The 17632-nt window shown below is 41.9% G+C and carries 18 protein-coding genes and 1 tRNA gene; 12 read left to right on the forward strand and 7 right to left on the reverse strand.

Features of this window, described 5'->3' with window-relative positions; genetic code table 11:
- Positions 1 to 4 precede the first annotated feature (4 nt).
- Genes FM037_RS09505 through FM037_RS09560 form a run of 12 tightly spaced genes read left to right on the forward strand, consistent with a single transcriptional unit; the run spans position 5 to position 12310 of the window.
- The gene (locus tag FM037_RS09505) at positions 5 to 757 is read left to right on the forward strand and encodes an SDR family NAD(P)-dependent oxidoreductase (RefSeq protein ID WP_229381135.1); all 753 of its coding nucleotides are present in this window, start codon (positions 5 to 7) and stop codon (positions 755 to 757) included.
- Positions 758 to 768: 11 nt separating this feature from the next.
- The gene (locus tag FM037_RS09510) at positions 769 to 999 is read left to right on the forward strand and encodes an acyl carrier protein (RefSeq protein ID WP_144045797.1); all 231 of its coding nucleotides are present in this window, start codon (positions 769 to 771) and stop codon (positions 997 to 999) included.
- Positions 1000 to 1016: 17 nt separating this feature from the next.
- Positions 1017 to 2048 (forward strand): AMP-binding protein, encoded by a 1032-nt coding sequence (locus FM037_RS09515; RefSeq protein WP_185976997.1) that lies wholly within the window; start codon positions 1017 to 1019, stop codon positions 2046 to 2048.
- A complete protein-coding gene (locus FM037_RS09520; RefSeq protein ID WP_144045799.1) occupies positions 2005 to 2406 on the forward strand; it encodes an acyl-CoA synthetase family protein in 402 nt (133 codons plus the stop codon). The genes FM037_RS09515 and FM037_RS09520 overlap by 44 nt, the downstream gene beginning before the upstream one ends.
- Positions 2403 to 3485, forward strand: coding sequence for a LuxE/PaaK family acyltransferase (locus FM037_RS09525; RefSeq protein ID WP_144045800.1), 1083 nt, complete (start codon positions 2403 to 2405; stop codon positions 3483 to 3485). Before FM037_RS09520 ends, FM037_RS09525 begins: the two co-directional genes overlap by 4 nt.
- Positions 3486 to 3487: 2 nt before the next feature.
- On the forward strand, positions 3488 to 4669 hold the full coding sequence (locus tag FM037_RS09530; RefSeq protein WP_144045801.1) for an acyl-CoA reductase: 1182 nt from the start codon (positions 3488 to 3490) through the stop codon (positions 4667 to 4669).
- Between the two features lie 11 nt (positions 4670 to 4680).
- Positions 4681 to 5742 (forward strand): dTDP-glucose 4,6-dehydratase, encoded by a 1062-nt coding sequence (gene rfbB / locus FM037_RS09535; RefSeq protein WP_144045802.1) that lies wholly within the window; start codon positions 4681 to 4683, stop codon positions 5740 to 5742.
- Entirely contained in the window at positions 5742 to 6614 is an 873-nt protein-coding gene (gene rfbA / locus FM037_RS09540; protein ID WP_144045803.1) for a glucose-1-phosphate thymidylyltransferase RfbA, read from the forward strand. The genes rfbB and rfbA overlap by 1 nt, the downstream gene beginning before the upstream one ends.
- Positions 6611 to 7675, forward strand: a complete 1065-nt coding sequence (locus FM037_RS09545; RefSeq protein ID WP_144045804.1) for a DegT/DnrJ/EryC1/StrS family aminotransferase — start codon at positions 6611 to 6613, stop codon at positions 7673 to 7675. Before rfbA ends, FM037_RS09545 begins: the two co-directional genes overlap by 4 nt.
- Positions 7676 to 7716: 41 nt before the next feature.
- Positions 7717 to 10047, forward strand: a complete 2331-nt coding sequence (locus tag FM037_RS09550; protein ID WP_144045805.1) for a glycosyltransferase — start codon at positions 7717 to 7719, stop codon at positions 10045 to 10047.
- 47 nt (positions 10048 to 10094) lie between these two features.
- Complete coding sequence (locus FM037_RS09555; protein WP_144045806.1) at positions 10095 to 11141, forward strand: Gfo/Idh/MocA family protein; 1047 nt, start codon at positions 10095 to 10097, stop codon at positions 11139 to 11141.
- A 5-nt stretch (positions 11142 to 11146) separates the two neighbouring features.
- Positions 11147 to 12310, forward strand: a complete 1164-nt coding sequence (locus FM037_RS09560) for an ATP-grasp domain-containing protein (RefSeq protein WP_144045807.1) — start codon at positions 11147 to 11149, stop codon at positions 12308 to 12310.
- Here FM037_RS09560 and FM037_RS09565 read toward each other — a convergent pair.
- The 7 genes from FM037_RS09565 to FM037_RS09590 form a co-directional block, all read right to left on the reverse strand.
- Positions 12303 to 13250 carry a glycosyltransferase family 2 protein gene (locus FM037_RS09565; RefSeq protein WP_144045808.1) on the reverse strand — a complete coding sequence of 316 codons (948 nt, stop codon included), beginning with the start codon at positions 13248 to 13250 and terminating at the stop codon, positions 12303 to 12305. The genes FM037_RS09560 and FM037_RS09565 overlap by 8 nt on opposite strands.
- Positions 13251 to 13473: 223 nt before the next feature.
- Positions 13474 to 14385, reverse strand: coding sequence for an FkbM family methyltransferase (locus tag FM037_RS09570; protein WP_144045809.1), 912 nt, complete (start codon positions 14383 to 14385; stop codon positions 13474 to 13476).
- A gap of 297 nt (positions 14386 to 14682) precedes the next feature.
- Positions 14683 to 14940, reverse strand: a complete 258-nt coding sequence (locus FM037_RS09575; RefSeq protein WP_144045810.1) for a hypothetical protein — start codon at positions 14938 to 14940, stop codon at positions 14683 to 14685.
- A complete protein-coding gene (locus tag FM037_RS09580; protein WP_229381136.1) occupies positions 14937 to 15971 on the reverse strand; it encodes a motility associated factor glycosyltransferase family protein in 1035 nt (344 codons plus the stop codon). Before FM037_RS09580 ends, FM037_RS09575 begins: the two co-directional genes overlap by 4 nt.
- Complete coding sequence (locus tag FM037_RS29315; protein ID WP_229381137.1) at positions 15968 to 16231, reverse strand: hypothetical protein; 264 nt, start codon at positions 16229 to 16231, stop codon at positions 15968 to 15970. The genes FM037_RS09580 and FM037_RS29315 overlap by 4 nt, the downstream gene beginning before the upstream one ends.
- A 50-nt stretch (positions 16232 to 16281) precedes the next feature.
- Positions 16282 to 16357 (reverse strand) — tRNA-Arg (locus tag FM037_RS09585).
- A gap of 108 nt (positions 16358 to 16465) precedes the next feature.
- Positions 16466 to 17626 carry a flagellar assembly protein T N-terminal domain-containing protein gene (locus FM037_RS09590; protein WP_144045811.1) on the reverse strand — a complete coding sequence of 387 codons (1161 nt, stop codon included), beginning with the start codon at positions 17624 to 17626 and terminating at the stop codon, positions 16466 to 16468.
- Positions 17627 to 17632: the final 6 nt, after the last annotated feature.

Below are 17632 nucleotides of genomic sequence, written 5' to 3' on the forward strand. Positions count from 1 at the left end.
TTCAATGATGAATGAAATGTTAGCTGGCAAGAGTGTGCTGGTAACGGGGGCTAGCCGTGGTATTGGTCGAGCTATTGCTCTTACCTTTGCCGAGCAGGGCGCAACGGTTTACCTCAATGGTCGCGATCAGGCCTGCTTAAGTGACCTTAAAACCGAGTTAAGGGCGCTGTACGGTGATAGAATTCATACACTGGTGTTTGATGTCAGTGATGCAGCTCAGGTTAAACAAGGATTCCAGGCACTGTTTAAATTAACTAAAACCTTAGATGTTTTAGTTAACAATGCTGGCATTTTAGAACATGCACTGGTGGGCATGGTGTCGGACGAGCAGATACAGAAAAGCTTTGCTTCTAATACTTTTAGTGTCATTTACACTAGCCAATATGCCAGCAGACTAATGACGAGAAATGGTGGTGGCAGCATTATCAATATGGCCTCAATCATAGGCTGTGTTGGCAGCAGTGGTGACAGTGTTTACAGTGGCAGTAAAGCGGCCGTGATTGGGATCACTAAATCTCTTGCTAAAGAGTTGGCGGCAGCACAAATACGGGTTAATGCTATTGCTCCTGGGTTTATTGATACCCAGATGAATCATTCTTTGTCGGTAGAGAAGCAAGACCAAATCTTGCAATCGATTGCTATGGGGCGTAAAGGCAGCCCTCAAGATGTTGCTAATACCGCTTTATTTCTCGCGTCAGATTTGGCGCAATACGTCACGGGCCAGGTTATTGGTGTCGATGGCGGAATGTTGATTTAGTAGAGAATAATATGAACCAAGAAAAATTGATCCAATGTTTTGTTAACGCGCTGTCTGTAGATGCTACGCAAATTACTGATGAATTGGCGTATAACAGTATTCCTCAATGGGACTCAACGGCTCATATGATGCTAGTGGCTGAACTGGAAGCTGAGTTCGATGTTATGCTCGACACTGACGATATTATTGATATGAGTTCAGTGATAAAGGCAAAAACTATTTTGGCTAAATATCTGGATTAACCAGTATGGGGCGCAATATGTATTGGCAAACGCAATTTGATAGCCATATAGCTGCCGGTCGTGGAGGGAGCCCTGCATTACTGTGTGGGGATATTGAGCTTAACTACCGGCAGCTCAAGTTGGCGATACAAGCCCGACAGAAGGCGCTAACGGTAAATATTCAGTCTGGTCAGGTTTGTGCACTAGCACTGCAACCTAGCCTGACATCTGTTATCAGCTATCTGGCCTGCATGGATGCAGGTATTCCGTTGTTACTACTTGATAAACAACAAACAGATTCAGTGAACGATCGCCTTATGGATCTTTATAGGGTTGCTTGGCTATTGGATGTGACTGCTGGTGAAGATAAGGCAATTGCCCCAAAAGAAGCGCCTGTGCGGAAAGATCTTGCCCTGCTGCTCGCCACGTCGGGCAGCACTGGAGCTCCTAAAGCCGTCATGCTAAGCCGTAAAAACATTGTCAGTAATGCCTGCTCGATAGCTGAATACCTCCCAATGCGAACTAACGATATAGCGATTACCTGTTTACCTTTGCATTACAGCTTTGGCTTATCGGTACTGAATTCACATCTTTGGCTGGGGGCGTGTGTCTTGCTATCGGATGAGGCCATGTTGAGTCGGACATTCTGGCAACATGTGATCAAATATAGAGTGAATTCTCTATCTGGCGTGCCTTTTAGCTATCAGATGTTGAAAAATTTGCGAATTGAGGGAATGGATTTACCTGATTTGCGCTATCTAACACAGGCTGGTGGCAAGTTACCACATACGTTAGTCACTCACTTTACTGCTCTGGCTAAGGATAAGGGATGGTCATTTTATATTATGTATGGGCAGACAGAGGCCACCGCCCGCATCGCGTATTTGCCACCTGAGCATCTTGAGTCTCATGGTGATTGCATCGGCAAGGCTATTCCAGGGGGGAGCTTTTCCTTAAAGATGAGCAGGGGTTGCGTATTACCAGCTCAGAGCTGGCCGGAGAGCTGTATTATCGGGGGACAATGTGATGTTAGGTTATGCCGCTTGTTATCAAGACTTACATGGTATTGATTGTTGTAACGAGTTGGCGACAGGTGATATTGCTGAGCTGACTCCGTCCGGTTTGTATCGTATTAGTGGCCGAAAACGCCGCTTTATTAAAGTTAGAGGCAAGCGATTGTCGTTGGACCATATCGAAACTTTACTGGCTGCAAGCGTTGGCAGCAATGTATGGGCACTGGGTAAAGATGAAGAATTGCAATTAGCTTATGAGCAAGCTGAAGATATACAGGTTTTGACAAATTTTGCGATGGATCAGCTCGGGCTTCATCCTAGTTTATTTAAGCTAAAACATGTCGCTGAATTGCCTCGTTTGTCGAACGGCAAGCCCGACTATCAGGCACTTTCTACTCTAATGGAATACCAATGAAGCTGCTGCAACAGCCACCCTATGAATTGATGGCAGGGGAAAAAGAACCAGCGTTAGCTGCAGAACTTAGTGCATTATGCAGGCATCATATACTCGCATGCTCGGCTTATGCCAAGTTGGTGTCTGTACAATGGCCTGAACTGAATATTGGCGATCAAGAGTGCGCTTTAGCAGATATTCCCTGGTTATCGGTCAGATTATTTAAACAGTTTGCACTGCAGTCAGTCCCAGACAATCAAATATTCAAAACTCTCTACTCCAGCGGTACCACAGGGACGCCCTCACGCATTGTATTGGATGCAGATACTGCGGCAGTGCAGTCGCGTATCTTGGTTAAAATCATGCAGCAATGGTTAGGGAAAAAGCGTTTACCTATGCTCATTATAGATTGTTCTTCCGTGGTAAAAGATAGGGCTAATTTCAGTGCTCGCGGGGCGGGCATTCAAGGCTTATCTTTTATGGGCCGTCATCATTGTTATGCTCTTAATGATGATATGAGCCTCAATTGGCCTGCCATTACTGAATTTTGTGAACGCTTTGGCGGTGGACCTGTATTAATCTTTGGCTTTACTTTTATGGTTTGGCAGCATTGGCTGCAGCAACTGCGCATGGAAAGTAGGCAACTCAATATTCCTGAAGGTATATTAATTCATAGCGGTGGCTGGAAAAAACTAGAACAGATTTCTGTCAGTAATACTGTATTTAAGCAGCAGGTAACAGAGCTAACAGGGGTAAAACGGGTACACAATTTCTATGGTATGGTTGAGCAGGTGGGCGCTATTTTCGTAGAGTGTGAACAGGGCTTCTTACACTGTCCGAGTTATGCTGACGTTATGGTACGTACGCCAGGAAGTTGGCAGCTAGCACAAAATGGACAGGAAGGCGTGTTACAACTCTTATCAATTCTACCGCATAGCTATCCGGGTCATAGTATTTTGACCGAAGACCGAGGAGTCATCCATGGCGAAGATAACTGCACTTGTGGCCGTAAAGGCAAGTATTTTAGTGTGTTAGGGCGTTTGTCAAAGTCAGAAGCCCGTGGTTGCAGTGATACCTATCAAACAGCAGGTACAGTATAAGTATGCAGTGGCTTAATCAGAGTGAATTTCCCCCACAGGCCAGTGTCGCTTTTGCTGAGCAGGATCTGAAATATTGCCAGGCTCTTAGTCGGGCTTTATTGACACACAAGCAGAGCCGGGCGTTTCCTGACTTGGTTGCGCTGGGGTATTGGCTCAGGCGCAGTAATTTGACAAGGCTACTTGCACCATATAGACAAGGGGATGTTATCCATCGACCTTTAGGGACTGTATATCATTCAACTCCAAGTAATGTCGATAGCCTATTTGCCTATTCAGGCGTTATCAGCCTGTTGTGCGGTAATGCTAATATTATCCGCTTGTCGAGCCGAAGTGGAGGCAGTACAGATATTTTAGTTGATGTTATCTGCACATTAGCAAAAGACTTTCCCCTGCAAAATGCCAGAATTCAGCTACTGCGTTGTGACCGTGAGGCAACTGAACTTAGCAAGCTTATTGCAGGAATCGATGCCAGAGTATTATGGGGGAGTGATAATGCAATACAGATGCAGCGTAAACTTCCTATACCTGCCCATGCTCGCGAGTTAGCCTTTGGCCACAAATTCTCTTTGTGTGTACTCGATTCTATAGCGCTACTCGCTGCGAGTGATTCAGATTTAGCTGAATTGGCTCAAAATTTTATTAAGGATCAGCTGACATTTGCACAACAGGGTTGCAGTTCAGCAAAGACACTTGTTTGGTTAGGGAACACAGCTTCGATAAAGCGAGCCCAGCAACGACTTTGGCTACAATTGGACGTAAGTGTAAATAAAAAGAAATGGTTTAAAGAAAGTCATTTTTATGATGCATTTGCTAATGCCCAACAACTACTTCTACTTGATGACTGCATAAAGGGCTACCGGCAGCATGATTGGTGTTGCCGTCTACTGGCCAGCCGCTTAACAGATATACAAGCTAAAGAGCATTGTGGTAATGGTTTGTTTATTGAAATAGCGCTGACTGAGCTTAGTCAGTTAACGCCCATGTTAAAACATTATCATCAGACGCTGAGTTACTGGGGCGTTGATCACGTTAAGCTACAAAGTTGGTTAGCAGAGCAGATAATAGGAATTGACAGAATCGTACCTATTGGGCAGGCTCTGGCTTTTGATCTGCTGTGGGATGGTATGGATTTGATAGCCATGTTATCTCGCCAGTCGAGAGCCCTACGTTCGCAGATAAATTAATAGGGAAGACTGTGAAAATATTAGTGACAGGCGGTGCAGGTTTTATTGGTAGTGCTGTTATTAGACATATTTTAGATAACACTTCAGACAGTGTCATTAATGTCGATGTGCTGACCTATGCTGGTAACCTCGAATCAATACCTGGTGTCGAAAACCATTCACGTTATTGGTTTGAACCTATCAATATCTGTGATAGATCTGAGCTAGAGCGCGTTTTTAGTGAGCATCAGCCAGATGCTGTGATGCACTTGGCAGCAGAATCTCATGTTGACCGCTCAATTGACGGTCCTTTAGTTTTTGTTCAAACAAACCTGATGGGCACCTTCAACCTAGTTGATACCGCTTATCACTATTGGCAAAGTCTAACGAATGCACAGCAGTCCAGCTTTAGGTTTCATCATATTTCTACTGATGAAGTGTATGGTGACTTGGGACATACGGCTGCTCTTTTTACTGAAGCGAACTCATATCAGCCAAGTAGCCCCTATTCAGCAAGCAAGGCTGGCTCAGATCATTTGGTGAGTGCCTGGGGACGCACTTATGGCCTGCCAACGATTATCACAAGTTGTTCGAATAACTATGGGCCGTATCATTTTCCAGAAAAACTAATCCCACACATGATATTAAATGCCTTGCAAGGTAAAGAGCTGCCAGTGTACGGCAGGGGCCTGCAAGTCCGTGATTGGCTATATGTTGAAGACCATGCAAGGGCTCTTTACACAGTGCTTACTCGTGGTGAGGCTGGCCAACGCTATAACATTGGCGGCCATAATGAGAAAACCAATATCGAGGTGGTTGAAACCCTTTGTGTGCTGCTGGAAGAGATGGCACCGGATAAACCGGCAGGTATTAAACATTATCGGGATTTGATTAGTTATGTTGCAGATCGTCCTGGTCATGATATGCGTTATGCAATCGATGCATCAAAAATTCAGCGTGAACTAGGCTGGATACCACAAGAGAGTTTTGACAGCGGTATGCGCAAAACTGTGAGATGGTATTTGGATAATAGCGGATGGTGGCAAAGGGTGCTTTCCGGCGCGTATCAACTAAAGCGACTGGGGGCTAAGTGATGAAAGGAATTATTCTTGCGGGCGGTTCTGGTACCCGTCTTTATCCTATTACTATGGGTGTATCTAAGCAGTTATTGCCAGTGTATGACAAACCAATGATCTACTATCCTTTGTCGGTTTTGATGTTAGCGGGAATACGTGAAGTATTGATCATTACCACGCCAGAGGATAAGGACAGTTTCCAACGACTACTAGGCGATGGTAGTCGGTTTGGTATTGATCTGAGCTATGCTGTTCAACCCGAGCCAGAAGGGGTGGCACAAGCCTTTATCATAGGCGCTGATTTTATCGGTAGTGATAGTGTCTGCTTAGTACTTGGAGACAATATTTTTTATGGACAAGGTTTTAGCCCAAAATTAAGGCAAGCGGCAGCCTGTTGTGAAGGTGCTACAGTATTTGGTTATCAAGTAAAAGATCCTGAGCGTTTTGGGATCGTCGAATTTGACGAGAATAATTGTGCAATTTCGATAGAAGAAAAGCCTAATAAACCAAGGTCATACTATGCTGTCACAGGTCTTTATTTTTATGAAAATCAGGTTGTTAATATTGCCAAGACTATTACGCCTTCAGCGCGTGGTGAGCTAGAGATCACTGCAATTAATCAAGTCTATTTGCAACAAGGTAAACTTAAAGTGGAATTACTTGGCCGTGGTTTTGCTTGGTTAGATACTGGAACACATGAAAGTTTATTAGAAGCTGCGCAATTTGTTGAAACAATTGAAAAAAGGCAAGGCTATAAAATAGCCTGCCTAGAGGAAATTGCTTTGCTTCAGGGCTGGCTAACAGCATCAGATATTAAACAGTTGGCTAAGCCCTTTAATAAAAATAGCTATGGACAGTATATGCTCAGTTTAATCGAGAATGAAAAATGATTCAGGTAACTAAAACTTATTTACCAAATAAAGATAAGTATAAAGCTTATGTTGACCGAATATTCGAATCAGGCCAGTTGACCAATGCTGGCTCCTTGGTGCAGGAGCTAGAGCTACGACTGGCCGAACATTTAGGGGTTAAGCATCTTATATGTGTCGCGAGTGGCTCGCTGGCTCTACAAGTTGCATACAAAGCGCTTGGGTTAGAAGGCGAGGTTATTACCAGCCCATTTAGCTTCGCAGCAACGACGAGTACTTTGTTATGGGAAGGGCTTACTCCCAAATTTTGTGACATAAATCCGCAAACATTTAACCTAGCCCCTGAGCTTATTGAGTCTCACATTACGGATAAAACCAGTGCAATTGTGCCTGTGCATGTATTTGGTAATCCCTGTGACGTTGAGCAGATCCAAGCGATTGCCGATAAGCATAAGCTGAAGGTGATTTATGATGCCGCCCATGCATTTGGTGTGACATATAAAGATCGCAGTGTACTGCAGCATGGTGATATAAGTACCTTAAGCTTTCATTCCACTAAGATATTTCACACAATCGAAGGTGGAGCTATTATCACCTCGTCCAATGAGGTTGCAGCAAAAGTCAGGCTAATGATCAATTTTGGGATTTCAGGCCCCAATAAGACTGAAGGCTTGGGAATTAACGCCAAAATGAATGAGTTTGAAGCCGCAATGGGTTTATGTGTTCTGGATGATATTGCAAAAATCAGCCAAAATCGCTCTAACCATGTAGCTGAATATACTGAGGTTATTGGTGATAAGCTTACATTTCAAAAAACTAATGCTTTTTCTTCCAAATTATTTTCATATATGCCAGTGTTATTTGATACTGAGGCAGAATTGTTGCAAGTTAAGCAAGCTTTAGAGGTTGAAGGCATTTTTGCTCGGCGATATTTTTATCCATCATTGGATGTTGTTTATTCCAAAGGGGTTTTGTGCCCGGTCTCTAATGCGATTAGTCAAAGAGTTTTATGTTTCCCCTTAATGGCAGACTTACCTAAGATTGTGTTAGAAATCTTAGGTAAACTGCTGCAAAAAGTTTAGTTCATTTGTGCCAATAACGGTCTTTTTTTACAGGGATTATTGTGAAAATTTCTATTATTATTCCAGTTTATAATCAAGAGAAAAGTATTCAACATTGCCTTACTAACCTATTGCAGCAGTTACACTCTGAAAAACTAGAGATACTGGTTGTTGATGACTGCTCTACGGACAATACTTTTGCTAATGTTGCAGCCATGGCAGCGTGTTCACCGAGAGTAAAGTTATTCAAGACTGTGGCTAATGGTGGCCCTGGGGCGGCGCGAAATGTCGGCTTAGAGCAGGCATCTGGTGAATGGATAATGTTTGTTGATAGTGATGATTTACTGTCAGACAACGCAATTGAATGCTTATTACGACATTTGTCTAGAATAGAGGCTGATCTATTACAACAAAATCAAGTTGATATCCTTGGTTTTGACTTTAAATACAGTGAGAACTCAACTAATAATAGCCGTGTCTCGGGGAGAAGGGATTTAGCATCATTAACCAAGACTAAACAAGCGCTTTTGAATGATTATATTTCTCTTACGATGGATGGTTCGGTGATTTATTCGTTATTCAGTCACAAGTTAATTATGACTAATAACATCAGGTTTAGAGATGGTTTGCACGAAGATGTAGACTTCACGTTTAAGGCTTACTTTTACGCCAAGCGGATCTCTGTACTACCAGAAACCATTTACCTGAAAAATGATCGCCTAGGTTCAATCGTAAATACCTTAACGGTTGAACATATAATAGGTTTTTTTAACGCTTACCGAGAAATGTTGCGCTTCATGGTTGAGCGTAGCGCCAATACGGCGGACTTTACCCAGAAATATAATATGGGGCTGATAGGCTTAACAGCAACACGAGTGCTACTAGCTGTAGAGCAAAATAATACTGATCAAGCGCTTTATCAGACTCTTTTTGAACAAGTAATCAGTACCATGCAGCACACTGATTTGGACGGAAAGGCCTGGGAAAAGCCTGCGTTTGAAAGTAAGTATATTAAGTTATACCTGGGCTTTATCTCTTTGTTTAAACAAGGTACTGCGAATATAGTTACTAATGTAAGAGCACTGGTTGACGACTTAAAGCCTAAGTCTTGGAGTTGCTATGATCTACACCACTCTATTTATTTAGCACCTAATCAAATAAGAACATGTTGTAAACGTTATTTTGTTGAAGACAAAATAAAAGGCGATGTGGTGCTATTAGATAATAGTCAATATTCGTACGATTCCTTCAATATTGATAATGTACTTAAGGAAAAGCGTAAGCTGTATGTTGATATTAATAAAGGGGCTTCAGATGATTGCGATCAGTGCCCATTTTTAGAGTTTAAAGCATGGAGTGATATCAAAATTGAGCATGTTTCACTAGAGTATCATAGCGTTTGCAATATGAAGTGTAGTTACTGCAGCGAAACATATTATGACGGTAAGAAATGTAACTATTCTATTGAAGGCATAATCGGTGAATTAACTGCTAGACCTGAAGACTTTCAATGTAAGTCGATTGTTTGGGGCGGTGGAGAACCAACGCTAGATAAGAACTTTTCATTATTAATTAATAGCTTATTCGATGCATTCCCTAGCGTAAAGCATCGAGTTATTTCTAATGCTACTGTACTAAACGATGCATTGGCCTTAGGTATCGAGCAAGATAAAGCGATTTTAGTGACAAGTATTGATGCTGGTGATGCTGACGTTTTTTTCCAGGTAAGAAAATACCGACAATTTGACAAGGTACTAGCAAACTTAGCTCAGTATGCAACTCACCGCCCAAAGAACATCACTATTAAATATATTTTTCTGCCTGAGAATACCAGTTTGCAGCAGGTCACTGGTTTTGTTGAGAAGATAAAACAATACGGTTTACAACAGTGTAACTTTCAGATTAGTTATGATTTTAATGAATCGACTATTGATGATGATTCATTAGTTTATGTGTATATTTTGCATGGATTATTAACCCGAGCCAAGGCTTCACTCGTTTTCCTTGACGATCTATTTATGGCGAGATTGAAACCTACAAACATAAACTACCAGTATATCAGTGATAAGCTGAGTACATTGGGTTACTCATCGTTATCACCCTCCGTTAATAAGCAGACAAATATAGTTATTTGGGGGGCAGGTAAACAAACGGAATATTTACTGAAAAATACACATTTCAGGGAGCAATACAGGGTGAATTATATTGTTGATGATACGCCAAGTAAAATAGGCACTCAGTTTGGGGGATTTGATATCTTATCACCTGAGGAGTTGGTTCATAACGATTACCCAATACTTATTTCCGCCTCTCAAAGCACAAGTATTATAATGCAAAGATGTCAGACGTTGGGGCTTAAACCGACACGTATAGTGCGTGATCTTATTGTTTAAGGAAGTATGACGATGCTGAGTATATCGACGAGCGAGCAATAATTGATATGTTAAAACTATTGGTGATAGGCCCTGGCCTAATTGGTAAAAAACACATAGCGCTGATTTGTGATAATCTGCGATGTAAGTTAGAAGCGATTGTGACGGCACACCCAGCCAAACATAAAGACTTGTCAGAAGACTTATGCGTTCCTATTTATAATCTGTTAGATGAGGCTCTATCACATCATCAGTTTGATGGAGCTATTATTGCGAGCCCAAATAACCTTCATGTCAGTCAAGCCAAGGTGCTGTTAAAGAACCAAATTCCGCTATTGATTGAAAAGCCTTTATCTTCGACCATTGAAAGTGCAGAAGAGCTGGTACATTTATCACAAACTGCACAAGTTCCGGTATTAGTTGGACATCATCGTACATACAGTAGCTATGTTGATGCGGCTAAAAAAATCATTACTAGTCCACAATTTGGTCGTTTAGTGAGTGTGCAAGCTAGTGCGTTATTTTATAAGCCAACTCAGTACTTTTTAGATGGTCCTTGGCGTACTGAGCTCGGTGGCGGTCCGATACTGATTAACCTTATTCACGATATAGGAATGTTACGTTCTCTATGTGGTGAGATTGCCACCGTATTTGCTTTTGGCAGTAACAGTCAGCGTCTATATGAAGTAGAGGATACCGTGGCGATTTCATTTAGGTTTACGAATGGCGCTTTAGGTACTTTTTTATTATCAGATTGTGCTGCCAGCTATAAAAGTTGGGAGATGACAAGTGGGGAAAACCCGGCTTACCCCTTTTTTCCTAATGAAGCAAGTTATCACTTCTCCGGCACAAATGGCTCGTTAGATTACCCTAATATGAAATTTAACTTCTTTGCCGACAAAGAGAAAGCATCGTGGTGGAATGGATTTGTTAAGCAAGAAAAGCACATAGATTTTGTTGACCCTCTAGAGAAGCAATTGGATCACTTTATTGATGTTATTAAGCGTAATGCTAAACCTATTGTTAGCGCCGAGAACGGCCTTATGAATATGTACGTCATAGAGGCTATTAGTCAATCAATCACTCAGCAACGACCCATCTCACTAAGGGAATAGCCTTTATGCACACACCCAAAAAAGTATTATTAGTAGATAGTGCATTTTCGGCTATACCAATCTACCAAGCACTGTGTAAATCAGGCTTTGATGTTTGGACTATAGGTAATAGAGAGAGTGACGCTTTAGCATTAATCTCTGCAGAGCGCTGGATAAAACAAGACTATAGTGATGTAGCTCAGGTACAGGCCATAGTGGAAGAGCAAGCTTTTGACTATATCGTACCAGGCTGCACAGACTTATCTATTGAGGTTTGTCAGCAACTTAGGGGTTATAGGAACTTTTTTGATTCCGAGGAGGTGTACGCCAACTTAGGCAATAAAAAAGCATTTCGTAACTTATGTCAACAAATGGGATTATATTCTCCAGTTGAAATGAAGTTAGCAGATTTTCCTCGTGCGGGTTGTTTTATTGTTAAACCCGTCGACTCCTATAGTGGTCAAGGGATCTCTATTGTTGATGGTAATAACTTACAGGTTTTATCAACAGTTGTTGAACAGGCCGAACAGGTGAGTCGAAGCGGGCATTATATAATAGAAAGCTACATTGAAGGGCAACTTTACAGTTTTAGTGCATTATTGACAAGTCACAAAGTAGTGGAAAGCTTTATTGTCAAAGAAGGCTCATCTACAAACCCCTATGCGGTTGATACCAGCTATATTGATGAAGGTTTTCCAGAAGAGGTAAAGGCTTATTTAACCGTTGCAATGGCTAAGTTATCAGCGCATTTACAACTAAAAGATGGCTTGATTCACTTACAGTTTATACTTCGTGATAATTGTGCATATTTAATTGAAATCACTCGTCGCTGTCCAGGTGATCTGTATTCATTATTAATTGAATACAGTACAGGCATTCCTTATAGCCAGTTATATGCTGCTTATTTTACTGAGACTAAAATGGATAATTTATGTAGTCCGAGGGAGTCGAATCATATTGTTCGGCATACGGTAAGTGCAGATAAAAACCTCCCTTTTACAGGACTAGAACTGTCACATCCAATATCGTGCAAAGCCATTTTTCCACTTTCTTCGTTAGGTGAGCCGTTAGCGATAATGCAGCAAAAGCGAGTGGCGATAATTTTCGCTGAAGCTACAGATGAACAACAAAAAATCGCACTATATGATAACTTTATTGATAGAAGTCGGTATCAAGTGACAGCTAAGTAATAAATAACTTGGCTCTTGCCATATTAGGGTTTTCTCTCAACTCCCAGGCCAAGTGATGACGTGCATCGAAGAACTGATTAAATGTTGCTGACTCAGTAATAAATCGGGTGAATCGTGCATCTTCATGTAGTTTTAAAAAATACATTGCAGTGGCAAAGTAGTGGTGTGCTTTACCCTTTGCTACTGTATCGTTATCCATACCGAGTGCTAAAGCTTTGTCACATGCCCATATCTGTGAATCCAAACATGCCTCACGGCGATTGAGGTCACTTTTTATGCGACTTGTACAGTTGTTATTGTGCACACGGTATCGGCCATAAACTTGGTTAATAAAATCGATACTCCCTCCGGCATACATAGTATTGAGAATATGCCACGAATAATCGCCGACTAAACCGTATGATCCATCTATAGCATCTACCATTTTGTCATGCCGTCTAAACCCAACGGAGCTAGTGTTTAAAAAAGTGCCATACTTTACTAAATGCTCAGCATTTGCTTGCTGTGGAATGTATTGCCAATTATAAAAGTCTCGGCTCCAATAACCCAATGTTTGATTGGTGGCGCTATCAAAACTCTCTGCTTCATGGTAAACAAGCGCGCACTCTGGATGTTGCTCAAGATAATTGACCATGGCTTGGAGCTTTCCAGGTAGAGCCAGATCATCACCATCCATGAATATCAAATAATGACCAGTAGACGCCTGCATTATTTTAATTAACGAGAGCTTACCGTCCAGGTTTACTTTATTTTCAAAGAAATGCAGATTTGTATGCTGCGTAGCTAATGCCTTAATAACGCTTGCACTGTTGTCTGAAGATGCATCATCAATACAGAGTACTTCAAAATCGAAGTCAGTGATCTGGGTCAGCACACTGAGCAAACATGCTTCTATGTACGGTTCAAAGTTATATGACAGAATTAAAACGCTAACTTTCAAGATTGTATTCCTTTATTGCTTACCTCTAACTGTTTTAGAGGTGATTCTGAGAAAACTCTAGCGACTAGTTATGCTGATTGAGCTGGTAAAGGGATAGCGTAAAGTACGGTTTCAAACCAATTATCGAGGTGATGGCCGATATAAAATGTATATTCAACATCTAGGCTATCTATGAATCTAGGTAAGCGCCATAGGTCATCAAAAAAGTGGTACAAACAAATTGCTAAGACGGGTCTATGCTGCTTAATAGTGTGCTGTGCCCCTGTAGAGCTTGATGTTCAGCTCCTTCAATATCCATCTTGATCATGGAAACAGAGTAGTTTTTGGCGGCGCTAAAGGAATCGATATCAATGACCTTAACCTTAATGTCACCTTCTGCAGTTAATGCACAAGCGGCGCCTTGTACTAGGCTTGAAGAATTAAAGCTGAGAACAGTTTCTTCGTTCCATAGTCCTTTTTCAATGAGCTCAAAACGGCAGGAGTCTTCACGCAGAGCTACGTTTTTCATAAGGTGTTTGAGATTTTCTATATCGGGCTCAAATGCAACAATTTTTGCGCTTGAGGTAAGCTTGTCAGCTAGCTCTATTGTTGAATCGCCATCGAAGGCGCCGCCATCAATGATAACACCTTGCTTATTTAATACCGATTTAGGGTGAATATATTGTGGGTAATCAGACATCGGGAAGTGGCCGCCGTGCTGATGTAGATAGTTAGCTATGTTTTGTAACACATTTAAACTGGCATCGTCTGCAACGCGGTTGGTTAGCCAATCTAATTGTTCAAGCCAGTTTGGCGATAATGGCGTGTTTGATAAGCCTGTTATACTAGCATCTGTCACATGCTTGCAATCTAGCAGTTCTAGTTGTTTGACTATCTCTTTATTCCATGTGCTGGCAATGACCACCGGGTGGTCGTTAATGATTTTCATGGTTGGGGTGCAGATTTCTATTCCAAGAACTTGCTTCCCCTGTTTCTTTTCATCATTATCATAAATGCGTACAACTTCAATATTGGATTTATGTAACCACTCGATAACTTGTTGACCACCATTTCCAGCGCCAAACACTGCTACTTTTTTATGCTGCTCAAAAAATGATAATTGTGTTGATACAAAGTTTTGAAGACTTATATTCATGAATTTAAATTCCCTTATCTCACTATATAGCACTCGGTGGCTTACTCACATTAATGATCAAATTGATTGTTTGTATTTGATGTTATCAGTTCGCAATAGCGAATCATGATGCAATTAGGTGAACATCTCAGTTGAAAGCATATGTATAAAAAACGTCCTTATCTAAGCAAGATCTCTATATAAAAAGCTTTCAGCTTCCTAGGCTAATCTAAATCGGTAAATAGTAAAGAGCAACTCTTAACAAACGTATTTAATTTCTCGGTAATGCTGACGCCCCTGTATAAGCTATGGTACTGGCTAGCTGACAAGTAGACGTGGTAACTCATACTCTAAGTCATCGGCTAGCCCAAGCCAGTCATGTCGCTCTTGAGCTGCCAACATAAGAGGCACTAGTTGTATTACTTGATTAGCTTGTTGCAGCGTAGGAAGCATCGGCTCTAGGTGGTCGATACACTCTCGTAATCGCTGGGAGCCTTCAGCTTCCTGCCCTAAGCGAAATCTATGGGCTGTTTCAATTAACTTTTCTATTAGTGTGTTTACTGTACAGTTACTCAAACTTTACACTCCCTATATTGAGCACCGTTAATACGAGCTCCGTCTAGACTTGATTGATAGAATTTTACCTGTGGTTTTAAGCGAATATAGTGCTCTAAACTTCGAAGGTATGCTCTAAAGTTGAGATCGGTGGCTACTTTGTCACCATGGCCATTTATCACCCAGTGTTTCGCTTCGGAGGCCTTTGGTCCAAGTAAGCCATCTTCCCAAAAAGCATGAGTTTTATTATTTGGATAACTAAAATCGCAACCGAAGAGAGTAATTTCCCAACTATTGAGAAAGGCCGCGAGATCAACAGCCGGGTGAATAACACTACCGTTAGTGAATAGCCTTAACTTGGGATGTTTTGCGTCCAACTCATCATAAAGTGTCGCTTTAGAGTAGGCATTGAACCTAGGCCCTGTCCAATGCTCTATAACACTTGAAGGTACTCTTGGGAAGTATACGAGTGTCACTGAGTCAGGTATCTCCTCTGGTAGGTGGGACAGAGTAATATTAGGGTCGATGCTAACTAATATATCGGGAATAATACTTTGGCTTGATAGCGCTTTAAATGCAGTATCTACCGCTATCATTAATGGCCGCTTTCCAATAGGGAGTGCTCTTTGTACTCTCAAATAGTCATAATGATCTTCTAGAGTAGGTCCTGCTCCAATGACTAAGGTGTTATGTTGGGTGTGAGTCAGTCTTAATGTCGATGCATCAGGATCTAGTTCTAAATACTTTATATTTTCATTGAAGCGTTCAATCAGTTGAGGATCATCAACCTGATGTTGTTTGTTGGCATACTCACGGTTATTTTCCAGTACTAATAAATCTCTTAATATCGCATTCTCATTGTCAGCAAGAAGAAGATCTGGAGTTATTGAAATAAATGATTCGGCTATTTGATGTTGATTGGGGATCTCTATAATCGTTATGCGTCTGTCAGTTAGCCATTCCCGTTGGTCTGTGTAAGAGAGTAACAGAGCAAATAGACCTAGATTGAGCGGACAGACAGTAATGTTTGTTATCAGCTTACTATCAGTCAATAAACTGGGGACATCCCCATTCCTATGCCATAAACGGTAACTTGTTTACAGTCTAACGGGAGCTGACTTATAAAGAGTTGGGCTTCGGACATTCGATTGTGGCGGCTGCTTAATTGGATGCCATTAACGCTGATAGTTTGATTGCTACCAGTGACAAGATTGGCATCGAGATCGTCAAAAGATTGAAACTTTAATGCTGAAGCAAGCACAGGCCAGCGCTGCTGGATAATTTGAAGATTTGTCGAAAATAGTTCAGTCATTGATTCTATCCTTGAAAGTATTACTCATCACAAGATATTAGATCACTAACTGGTCTCCCCACAGGGACTCGAACCCCGATCGATCGCTTAGGAGGCGACTGCTCTATCCTGTTGAGCTATAAGGAGACGCCTGTGATTATACTGGTTTTCGCCTCAATGAAAAGAGGGGATGAAAAGCTAATGAGTTCAGTTGCTTGTTTATCATGCGATTTAAGTCAATAACTCAGGTTTTAGCTACATTTTGATCGCAAGGTCATTAATTTGGACGTTATAAGAGGCATTCTTATCGATTAAAATCGCCGTCGCTGTTTTTTCAGTGACTTGATCGATTTTTATTTCCGCACGGCTTTTCCCTGCAATGGCGCGCATTTTATCGAAACGGTCGTTGATGTTTTGTTGCAGTATTAACTGAAACTTATCGCCGACTCGGATGCCGTGGCGTCGACCTAGGTTTAAAATGACTCTGTCATGCTGTCTGGCGACGACTTGTCCTAATACCGGTCGGCAACTCAATGTGCTATCTATGTCTTCAACTACATTGGCTAATACCTTATCGATACTCTTGCCGTAGGCTGAAGCCCAGAATCTTTGGTGATTCGAGGGGACGGTTTCTTGGCGTTCAAACTCCCAGGGAGAGGAGGTGGTGTAAGAATCGCTCCAAATCTGTTCTCCACTGATGCCATGGTATAAGGAAAGCCTGATGCGGAATTGGCGAATGGGATCACTATGCCATAGCCCCAGCATTTGGCTTTCGGCGGGATCGGTCGATATATCGAGAATCTCAGGCAGGAGTACGTATTGGCTATCGGTGATTTCGCTGAGCCAACTGGGTAGACGATAGCCACGGATATCGACGAGTTCTTGTTCAACATCTAAGCGCTCGTTGGCATGGATATGAACAAAGCTGGTCAGTGACTGAGCTTCTAGTGCATCACCGAGTCGCTGGGATAGGTCTTTCTCAAACAATCCGATATTGCCGTAGCGTAATTGAGCCCTGTCCTGAATTAAAAACTGAGGAACCAGTATTGCGGCTTTTAGCTGTTGGCTATCACATTGTGAGCCTTGTGATTGCATAACATCGACTCGGAGCATGACAGTTAGTTTTTCGCCGTCAATGAGCTCGTTGACTAATTCGACTCTGCTGGCTTGGGCTTGGTTTGTTAGCGAAAAACTGTCTTGAACGAGTTGTCCGTTACGGACTCTTTGGGTGCTGGTGAAATTGGCACCATTTTTGAGTGTGGCATAGGTCAGTGCCTGTTCTATTGCATCTTCCCTGGCTTTGCTTATGTTACCGTTGATAATATTTGCCTGGCCTTTGACCACAACCCATGCGGCATCGGCGGTTGAGGAAAAAGCGATTAAAAAGAGCCAAATTATTACAGCGATAATTTTCATGTAAGA

This window comes from Shewanella psychropiezotolerans (assembly GCF_007197555.1).
In the GTDB taxonomy this organism is placed as follows: domain Bacteria; phylum Pseudomonadota; class Gammaproteobacteria; order Enterobacterales; family Shewanellaceae; genus Shewanella; species Shewanella psychropiezotolerans.

What these genes read in the sequence shown, in the direction of transcription:
- FM037_RS29315 (WP_229381137.1), bottom strand. Translation starts at nt 16,231, where the DNA reads ATGACTGAACTATTTTCGACAAATCTTCAAATTATCCAGCAGCGCTGG.
- FM037_RS09510 (WP_144045797.1), top strand. Translation starts at nt 769, where the DNA reads ATGAACCAAGAAAAATTGATCCAATGTTTTGTTAACGCGCTGTCTGTA.
- FM037_RS09570 (WP_144045809.1), bottom strand. Translation starts at nt 14,385, where the DNA reads ATGAATATAAGTCTTCAAAACTTTGTATCAACACAATTATCATTTTTT.
- FM037_RS09555 (WP_144045806.1), top strand. Translation starts at nt 10,095, where the DNA reads ATGTTAAAACTATTGGTGATAGGCCCTGGCCTAATTGGTAAAAAACAC.
- FM037_RS09515 (WP_185976997.1), top strand. Translation starts at nt 1,017, where the DNA reads ATGTATTGGCAAACGCAATTTGATAGCCATATAGCTGCCGGTCGTGGA.
- FM037_RS09590 (WP_144045811.1), bottom strand. Translation starts at nt 17,626, where the DNA reads ATGAAAATTATCGCTGTAATAATTTGGCTCTTTTTAATCGCTTTTTCC.
- FM037_RS09520 (WP_144045799.1), top strand. Translation starts at nt 2,005, where the DNA reads ATGTTAGGTTATGCCGCTTGTTATCAAGACTTACATGGTATTGATTGT.
- FM037_RS09530 (WP_144045801.1), top strand. Translation starts at nt 3,488, where the DNA reads ATGCAGTGGCTTAATCAGAGTGAATTTCCCCCACAGGCCAGTGTCGCT.
- FM037_RS09525 (WP_144045800.1), top strand. Translation starts at nt 2,403, where the DNA reads ATGAAGCTGCTGCAACAGCCACCCTATGAATTGATGGCAGGGGAAAAA.
- FM037_RS09505 (WP_229381135.1), top strand. Translation starts at nt 5, where the DNA reads ATGATGAATGAAATGTTAGCTGGCAAGAGTGTGCTGGTAACGGGGGCT.
- rfbA (WP_144045803.1), top strand. Translation starts at nt 5,742, where the DNA reads ATGAAAGGAATTATTCTTGCGGGCGGTTCTGGTACCCGTCTTTATCCT.
- FM037_RS09545 (WP_144045804.1), top strand. Translation starts at nt 6,611, where the DNA reads ATGATTCAGGTAACTAAAACTTATTTACCAAATAAAGATAAGTATAAA.
- FM037_RS09560 (WP_144045807.1), top strand. Translation starts at nt 11,147, where the DNA reads ATGCACACACCCAAAAAAGTATTATTAGTAGATAGTGCATTTTCGGCT.